The sequence below is a fragment of the Kitasatospora sp. NPDC092286 genome (assembly GCF_044755565.1).
GTDB lineage: Bacteria > Actinomycetota > Actinomycetes > Streptomycetales > Streptomycetaceae > Kitasatospora.
The window spans coordinates 1-7,395 of the sequence record NZ_JBIVRD010000089.1 but is presented as its reverse complement, the minus strand read 5'-3'; the positions used below and the strand labels follow the sequence as shown (position 1 = coordinate 7,395).

Below are 7,395 nucleotides of genomic sequence, written 5' to 3'. Positions count from 1 at the left end.
CACGTTGTAGGTGCCGGCGGCGGTGGCGGTGCCGGTGATCCTGCCGGTCGAGGCGTTGATCGACAGGCCGGTCGGCAGCCCGGTGGCCGAGTAGCCGAGCGGCGCGGTGCCACCGGTGGCCGTGATCTGCAGGTTGGCCGAGCCGTTCAGCGCGGTGGACTGGTTGCCCGGGTTGGTCACCGAGACGGAGCCGCTGCCGGCCGGCCTGGTGAGGAGGCAGCCGCTGACGTTGAGGTCGATGACGCGGCCGGTGCCGAGGCAGGTGGTGAACCAGTAGGTCTCCTCGCCGTAACTCTGGCCCTGGGTCACCGTGGTGGTGCCGTCGGCCGCCACCTCGCACGGGTTGTTGAGCGTGCACATCGCACCGTCGTCGTTACCGGTGTTGTTGATGCCGACGACCTTCCTGGTGGCGGCGTCGACGATCGGCGAACCGGAGGTGCCGTGGGTGGTGTTGCAGCCGGAGCTGTAGCGGATCGAGTCGTGCCAGGTCCACTGGTCCTCGCGCAGGGTGCCGACGAAGCCGTTGATGGAGCAGTTCCACGTCTGCTTCCAGTACGAGGACGGTATGAACATCGAGGAGCCGTCGACCGGGTGGGTGTCACTGATCGTCAGCGCGGTCGCACCGTACTTGGTGCCGATGGACGCGAAGGTGTCGGTCAGCTGGTACAGGGCGACGTCGGTGCCCGTCATGGTCGCGTAGAGCACCTTGTCCGCCTGGACGGTGCCGAGCGACGCACCGGATGCGCCGAGCAGCGTGCCGCTCCGGCTGGCGCTGGTGTTCTGGATGACCTGGCCGGCGGACGGCATCGTTGGCAGGCAGTGGCCGTTGGTGAGCATCAGGGCCCGGTCGGTGTCGACCGAGGAGGGGTAACGCACCAGTGACGCCGAGCAGTTGCTCAGCGCGATGGTGGAGGTCAGATCGCCGGCCTGCACCGCCTGAGCGGCCTGGGCGGGGGCGGCGGCGCAGGTCAGCGCACCCGCGACCACCACGCCGGCACCGGCTACGGCGACAAGTCTCCTGAACATGGCTCTCCTTGTGGGGGATTGGCGGGGCGCACGATCGGTCACGGACGCCCGCGCCGCACGAAAATGCCATGGCCACTTCAATAGAGCAACCGTTCAGACAGAACTCGCGGCCGAAATTCCGCACCCGCGGACCCCGGAGGCCGGCCACTCACGGGCCGTCACCTTCAGATACCCGCACCGCCGGTGCCGACAACCCCGGCCCGGGAGAGTCGCGCCTCCCGGCCTTCGCCCCGCCGGGGCGCGTGGACGCGTCGCACAGCGCCTTCCCCACGGGCGCGCCCCGGTCGCCCCGGCCACCCCGACCCCAACCCCCGCTGCCGACAGGACACTCGGTGAACCGCTGGTACCGTCGACGGCGGACTCGCGCGATGGATGGAGACGGTTCATGAGGCTGCTGCCGCTGGTGCTCCGCCGGCCGATGGAAGCGGTGTACGAGCGCCGCCTGGCCAGCACGCTGGCGGGCCTGCCGCGCCCGCAGCACGTCGGGATCATGCTCGACGGCAACCGGCGCTGGGCCCGGAAGGCCGGCCACGACGACGTCCGCGAGGGGTACCGGGCGGGCGGCGCCAAGGCGACGGAGTTCCTGGGCTGGTGCGCGGCGGCGGGGATCGGGCACGTGACGCTCTTCATGCTCTCCGACGACAACCTCGGCCGCCCCACCGACGAACTCGGCCCGCTCATCGAGGTCATCGAGGAGACCGTCCGGGACATCTCCGCGACCGGCCGCCCCTGGGAGGTACAGGTGATCGGCTCGCTCGACCTGCTGCCCGGCGACACCGCCCGGGTGCTGAAGGAGGCGGCCGCCGGCACGGCCGGGCGCGGCGGACTGAAGGTCGACGTCGCCGTCGGCTACGGCGGCCGCCGCGAGATCGTCGACGCCGTGAAGAGCGCCTTCGAGGAGCACCTCGCGGCCGGCGGCGACCCGGTCGAGCTGGTCGGGCGGTTCGACGAGGAGCACATCTCCCGGCACCTCTACTCCTCGGCCGGGGACCGCACCGACTTCATCATCCGCACCTCGGGCGAGCAGCGGCTGTCGGGCTTCCTGCTCTGGCAGTCGGCCTACGCCGAGATGCACTGGGTGGACTGCTACTGGCCCGCCTTCCGCCGCGTCGACTTCCTGCGCGCGCTGCGCTCGTACGCGGGCCGCGAACGGCGCTTCGGCAGGTAGCGCGGAGGCGGGGCGACGGGGCGAGGTGACGGGCGGGGTGCGCGCCCGGTATCCCAGAGTTCGGGGATAGCCCGGAGATCACCTTCCGAAGAAGAATCGGTCCAGACCAATTCCTTCGGAAGGAAGTGTCGTCGATGGCCCGTCCGCCCCGTTCCCTCACCGTCGCCGCGATCGCCGCCCCGGAGGAACGCAGGCCCCGCCGGCTGCCCCGACTCCTCGCCCTGCCCGTCGTCGTCCTCGCCCTCGCGCTCGGCCCGTTCGCCACCTCGGCCTCCGCCGCCGACCGTGAATTCCTTGACGACTACGCGCAGTTGACGCCGCTCCCCGCGCCCGTCACGCCGCCGGAGAAGTGCGTCCAGCGCCACGTCCAGCTGGAGGTCGGCACCTACGCCTGGAGCCTGCTGACGCCGGGCGGGAACTCCCCCGCCGAGGACGTCCAGCTTCCGACCGACGGGTACACCTGGAGGATGTGCCTGTCCCCCCGGATCGGCGCCTACAACGTGACGACCACCCTCACCCCCGACACCGCCGGTCGGCCCACCCGGTCGAAGAGCGCCCTGTTCGGGGTCGACTCAACCTACATCTACACCTGGGGCTCCCAGCTCTACCGCTGGAAGCCCGGCCCCTGAGCCACCCGTACCGCGCCCCGGACAACGGGCGCGCGGCACCCCCGTGCACCCCGCAACGGTGCCCCCGAACGCGAAGGCCGGCCGTGGGCCCGCAACCACGGTCGGCCTTCGTCCTCCGCTCCACGGGGAATCTCCCCGCTCCCCTACCGTTCGTCAGCCCCTGGTACGGCCGCGCACCCGGTCCAGCGGACATCGTCCCGCGTCGCCGACCGGGCGGCCCGTCAGAGGTCCGAGATCCGCACGCCCACCCGGGACATGCCCGGCCCGGCCGGAGCCACCTGGACGTCGATCTGCCAGTACTGCTCGTCACGCGGCTCCGAGCCCACCCGGGTCAGGTCCGGCGACGGCTCGTCGGCCACGCAGCCGGTGATCGAGACACCGGGGCGGGTCGCGGCCGGCAGGTGCGAGCGGACCAGGTAGCCCTTGGCCTCGGTCTCCGGCAGGTCGAAGCCGACGGTGAGGTCCCGCTCGGCCATGCCGTGCCCCGACTGGAAACGGACGTTCGCGGCCCCGTCCGGCAGGGTCAGGCCGAAGTGCGCCAGCGCGTCACCGAGTTCCACCGTGGACGGCGCGCAGGCCCGCGGGTCGTCCACGTGGTCGGGGTCGTCCCGCCACGGGCTGCTGAGCAGCCCGGCCCAGATGGCGAGGCAGCCGGCGACCACCGTGACACCCGCCGGCGCCGGCAGCCCGCACCTGACGAGCACACACCCCCAGCCCCGGCTCCCGGCCACCTCCTCGTACGCCCCCGGCACGATGTCGACGACCACGTCCGCGGGCCCGCCCCCAGCCCGCCCGCCCTCCGCCCGGATGCCGTCCGCCATCGCGGCAAGTCCCCCTCGCCTTGAACCGGTTCGACATGATCGCACGGGGTGGACCGAGGCAGACGCGCGGAGGCCGCAGACCGGTTTGCCCAGTCTGCGGCCTCCGTCAGTCACTTCAGGACGACTTGACGAGCGTCTCCACCGGAGAGCGAAGATAGGTGAACCCCAACTCGGTGCTGTCGGCGTAGTTCAGATAGGACATCCAGAAGTAACACCTGCCCTGTCCGTCCTTCCGCATCGCGTCGATACGGACACCGTTTCCGGCATCGTTGAAGAACTCCTCCTTCCAGGAGCCGTCGATCTCGGTGACCTCATCCACCGGGGAACTGTCCGAGAGACTGCAGACACTGGCCGGTATCAACGATCCGCCGATGGTTCCGTCACCCTTGAGCTCCAGCAGGAAGGAACCGTTCCGCCAGGCGCCTTCCAGCTCGGGATCGTCGAACGACTTCGCCGCCCGCCACCCGACCACCACAGCACCGACCAGCGCCAGCGCCGTCGCCAGCAGAACCACCCGCTTCAGTCCGGGAGCCACCCAGCTGTCCCCTCTCTCGGTTCCGAGGCCGCCTACCGCTCGCCTCACAGGTCCTGGAAGTATGCCGCCTATGCCCTTCTCGCTTTTATCAGGCCCTCGTCGCCTTCGCGACCGCCCTGACGGCAGCAGCAGCCATCGCCGGGGCCGCGTGGATCTACGATTCCCCCGGCCATGCCGACCCGAGCACTGCCCCGAACGTGCCCCCGGCTGCCACCACTGCACCTTCCGGCATGGTGTGGCCCACCCCCGACCCGGCCAGCGTCTCCACGCTGATCACGTCCCTCAGAGAAATCCATCCCGAACTGGACGACACAAGTTCGGGGACCAACGCCCTGCTGGTCTGCCATGAAATAAGTAAGGGGTCCGACGAAAAAAGCGTTCTTGCTACAACAATGTCGGCCTATGCGGGCGACGGGAGTTTTTCCCTCACCAAGGAACAGGGCAAGCTCGTTGTGTCCACGGTTGGGGAAAACGTCTGCCCGTCCGCACAGGCCTGAAGGACCAGGCCGAAATAGCCGGCTCACACATCGCACGGCCTGCGGCGTCCACCAGAGGTTTCCGCCACAGGCCGCGCACCACTAGCGCAGGCAACTCAAGGTCATGTCAGCCGGCCAGGCCGGAATGGTGCTGTCCGAGCCGCACTGGTAAAGCATGCCGAATGTCTCGGGCTTGAGGCCGTTGGGGCCAAGGCAGTCGACCGGGTTGCTGTTGCCACACGGACCCTTGTTACCACCGGAGTCAGCGATATTCGTGATGCTACCAGCCGCATCGTACTCGTCGATGCCCTGCACAAGGGAGCTGGAAACCCCCGACATATTAAACCTTCCTCATGACGAACCCGGGGGACGAGAGAAGCCAGAGGTCCTTCCCTCCATTAGTAGCTGTCAACCAGATCGAACAATCGCCTCCCCCGTCCTTCCGGGTCGCCTCGACGTAGACGCCCCGACCGGCATCGTCCAGGAACGCCTTCTCCCATCCCCCCTCCAATTCCGTTGGCCGTGCCGGGTCAGCCGCAGTACTGTTGCACACATAGGCAGGCACCGAGGATGCCCCCAGGCTCCCGTCTGAACGAAATTCGAGGCCCGCTGTCCCGCCGCTCCATCGGCCGACCGGGTCAGCCACATCAGGATAGACCGAAGGTCGGAATATTATCCATGCGACCAGGCTTCCCACAAAAATAGCCAGGAGTCCACAGAGCGCACTGGACCAGATAAGTCGCCGTCTCTTCACAAAATCCTCCGCCTGGAATTTCCGGATAAGGCTAGCACGGTCAGGCGCCAGCACTTGCCGCCAAGGGGAAAGGCAGCGGCGAGGCCACCTCAGAAATATCTCGCCGCTGCCATCGCCGCCCGACTGGCCAGCTACTCGGGTCTAGCCACGCTCCCAGTCATCGAAATCGCTTCGCCGAGCGTAGTCCCCGTCAGCCAGGTACTTCCTGGCCATATCTACGATGAAATTCGTCGCGTCCTGTTGCTTCTGAATATTATCGGCCGAAAGGAACGGACCTTGTCCGAATTTCTTGCGCGCCTCCTCGCCGATCGCCCGGCCCTTGACATTGTTCACAAGATCCGCAATGTGGTCCTTTTGGTCCTTCTTCGCATGGAAGGCCTCATGGGCATCGGCCCACTCCCAGGCAGAATCAGATCCATAGTTGTACGCGAGAAGCGCCTGCCACACAGCGTGATGGAATGCGTTGGTCTCGTCGGTATCCGTATTCATGGGGATCTCAGGGAACTCCTTGTGCCTGAGGTCATCCGCCTGCAGTTTGATGGCGAATGCTCCGGCGCACTCCACCGGGCGATCTCCACACAACTTGATCTCCGCAGGGGCGGCAACGTCGTCAGGCCCCTTTTCAAGCTTGTGCTTCCCATTCGCGTCCCACTTGTAAGGGTATCGAGTCTTCGCCTTGTACTTATCCAACTGATCAAGCCCGTAATTGCGCCGGGCCCGCTTCTTCATCTCCGCTATCTCCAGAGAATCTGAAACTATTCCGACGTACCGGTACGATGTCGACTCGATCTGCCGCTGGATCACGTTTTCCGGCACGCGGTTCGCGGTGGTCTCAGCGGCGTTCTTCATCGTAATGGTGCCGGCCGAACCGCACTGGTAGAGCGTGCCGCATTCCTCTGACTTGAGACCGTTGGGATCGGAGCGGTCGACCGGGTTGTTGTTGCTGTACGCGTAGCCGTTCCACTGCTGTGGGCTCGACTGGTCGAGGACGGGGTCGGGGCTGATGAAGCGGCCGGTGGTCGGTTGGTACTGCCGTGCGCCGAGGTTGGTGAGGCCGGTGGTGTCGTCCTTGGTGCCGCCGACGAAGCCCTTGTCACCGAGCCAGCTGCCGGGTGCGGGCTGGTTGCCGCGGGGGTTGCCGAACGGGTCGGTGGGGCGGCGGGTGGCGGCTGAGGTGGTGAGGTCGATGCTCACGGTACCGGTGCCGTGGTGGTCGACGGCCTGGACGACGAAGCTGCCGGGGGCGGTGCCCGCGCCCTTGCGGACGATGGTGAGTCCACCGGGGACGGGGTAGTAGCGGGTGCCGGTCTGGGCCTTGGTCGTGGTGTCGACAGTCAGTTCGTCGGTGCCAAGGTTGATGGTGTTGGTGCCGGGGTTGCGCCGGATGAGCTGGTTGCCGTCCGCGTCGTAGAGGTAGGTGGTGGTGGTGTTGGGGACGGTCCACTTCTGCCCGGCCGGGACGGTGCTCGCGCAGTCGCCGAGGACCAGGACAGTGTTGCTGGTGGTGACATCGCCAGGGATGGCGAGGCAGCGGTTGGCGGCGGGGTTGTGAAGGGTGCCGTCGGCGCGCGGGGTCCAGGTCTGTGCGGCGGAGTTGTCGCAGTTCTGGGTCTGGACGGCCGAGCCAGCGGTGGTGCCCATGGCCTGGACGCACTTGCCGAGGACGACGAGACGGTTGTTGGCGACGGTGTAGAGCTGGCTGCCGCCGCTGGAGCAGGCGTTGATCTGCAGGCTGGTGCCGTTGGCGTTGCTGCCGCCGGCGGTGGCGATGCACTTGCCGCCGTTGCCGGTGATCTGGCCGGGGGCGGTGTAACTCGCCAGCTTGCCCTCGCTGTTCCAGCTCAGCGAGGCCGTACCGGTGCCGGAGACGCCGGTACGGATCGCGGTGGTACGGGCTTTGCCCTATTTTGTAGACACTTGCCTGTTATGCGACCAAGTCCAGGTTAATGACGCTCGTGGCGTGTTGCCGTTCATAGTCGACGGGGC

General features: G+C 67.6%; 8 protein-coding genes. 3 read left to right on the top strand and 5 right to left on the bottom strand.

Features of this window, described 5'->3' with window-relative positions; all coding sequences use genetic code 11:
• A partial coding sequence (locus ACIQIB_RS39025) for a trypsin-like peptidase domain-containing protein (protein ID WP_400764160.1) occupies positions 1-1,026 on the bottom strand: 1,026 nt, incomplete at its 3' end.
• A 385-nt stretch (positions 1,027-1,411) separates the two neighbouring features.
• On the opposite strand from ACIQIB_RS39025, the gene ACIQIB_RS39020 reads away from it, so the two are divergent.
• On the top strand, positions 1,412-2,194 hold the full coding sequence (locus ACIQIB_RS39020; RefSeq protein WP_400764158.1) for an isoprenyl transferase: 783 nt from the start codon (positions 1,412-1,414) through the stop codon (positions 2,192-2,194).
• A 134-nt stretch (positions 2,195-2,328) separates the two neighbouring features.
• Positions 2,329-2,823: a hypothetical protein gene (locus ACIQIB_RS39015; RefSeq protein WP_400764155.1), complete on the top strand. Its 495-nt coding sequence runs from the start codon at positions 2,329-2,331 to the stop codon at positions 2,821-2,823.
• 221 nt (positions 2,824-3,044) lie between these two features.
• On the opposite strand, the gene ACIQIB_RS39010 is transcribed toward ACIQIB_RS39015, so the two are convergent.
• Both ACIQIB_RS39010 and ACIQIB_RS39005 read right to left on the bottom strand, forming a co-directional pair.
• A complete protein-coding gene (locus ACIQIB_RS39010; RefSeq protein WP_400764153.1) occupies positions 3,045-3,644 on the bottom strand; it encodes a hypothetical protein in 600 nt (199 codons plus the stop codon).
• Between the two features lie 115 nt (positions 3,645-3,759).
• Entirely contained in the window at positions 3,760-4,179 is a 420-nt protein-coding gene (locus tag ACIQIB_RS39005) for a hypothetical protein (RefSeq protein WP_400764150.1), read from the bottom strand.
• Positions 4,180-4,409: 230 nt separating this feature from the next.
• On the opposite strand from ACIQIB_RS39005, the gene ACIQIB_RS39000 reads away from it, so the two are divergent.
• On the top strand, positions 4,410-4,676 hold the full coding sequence (locus tag ACIQIB_RS39000) for a hypothetical protein (RefSeq protein WP_400764148.1): 267 nt from the start codon (positions 4,410-4,412) through the stop codon (positions 4,674-4,676).
• Between the two features lie 81 nt (positions 4,677-4,757).
• Here ACIQIB_RS39000 and ACIQIB_RS38995 read toward each other — a convergent pair whose 3' ends face one another.
• Entirely contained in the window at positions 4,758-4,994 is a 237-nt protein-coding gene (locus tag ACIQIB_RS38995) for a hypothetical protein (RefSeq protein WP_400764145.1), read from the bottom strand.
• 556 nt (positions 4,995-5,550) lie between these two features.
• Positions 5,551-7,203, bottom strand: coding sequence for a ricin-type beta-trefoil lectin domain protein (locus ACIQIB_RS38990; RefSeq protein WP_400764162.1), 1,653 nt, complete (start codon positions 7,201-7,203; stop codon positions 5,551-5,553).
• Positions 7,204-7,395 lie beyond the last annotated feature (192 nt).